This is a genomic window from Streptomyces sp. DH12 (assembly GCF_020873895.1).
Taxonomy (GTDB): Bacteria; Actinomycetota; Actinomycetes; order Streptomycetales; family Streptomycetaceae; genus Streptomyces.
The window spans coordinates 1-845 of record NZ_JAHWGT010000180.1; the positions used below are offsets into that span (position 1 = coordinate 1).

Sequence of the window (845 nt, forward strand, 5' to 3'; positions counted from 1 at the left end):
CGCCGTCACCGGACCCGCATCCGCCGGTCGGCTACCCGATGTACGGGCCGGGCACCGCGTAAGTGCCCGGCCCGTACCGTTGCGTCCCTGTCCGTCCCGCTCATCGCGGGCCGGCGCCGCTCACTTCGCGGGCGGCGTCGTCTTCTTCGCCGTGGCCTTACGGGGCGCCGGGGCCTTCTTCGCGGCGGCGGCGAACGCGGCCATCGGGGCGTTCGCCTCGCCGGACGCGTTGTACGGCACCAGCGGCTCCCGGGTCTCCCGGTCCCGCACCAGTTCCACCGCCCAGAACATGCCGGTGCCGCGCACCTCGCCCACGCTCGGGTGACGCTCGGCCAGCTCCCGCAGACCGGGGCCGACGACGGACGCGCCGAGGGAGGCCGCGTTCTGGACGACGCCCTCCTCCTCCATCACGTTGATCGTCGCGACGGCCGCGGCGCAGGCCAGGGGGTGCCCGGAGTAGGTCAGGCCGCCCGGGTATGCGCGGGTGGCGAAGGTGGCGGCGATCTCCGGGGAGATGGCGACACCGCCCAGCGGGACGTAGCCGGAGTTCACGCCCTTGGCGAAGGTCATCAGGTCCGGCACGACGTCGTACAGGTCGGCCGCGAACCAGGTGCCGGTCCGGCCGAACCCGGCCATCACCTCGTCCAGCACCAGGACGATGCCGTGCTTGTCGCACAGCTCGCGGACGCCGGCGAGGTAGCCGGGCGGGGGCGGCATGACGCCGGCGGTGCCCGGGATGGTCTCCAGGATGATCGCGGCGATCGTCGACGGCCCCTCGAAGGCGATCGTCGTCTCCAGGTGCTCCAGCGCCCGCGCGCACTCCTGCTCCTCGGTCTCGGCGTAGA

The 845-nt window shown here is 73.6% G+C and carries 1 pseudogene; it reads right to left on the reverse strand.

Going from position 1 to position 845, the window contains the following annotated elements:
• Positions 1-177: 177 nt before the first annotated feature.
• A pseudogene (locus LPA54_RS33360) lies at positions 178-845 on the reverse strand (aminotransferase class III-fold pyridoxal phosphate-dependent enzyme); the annotation flags it as partial.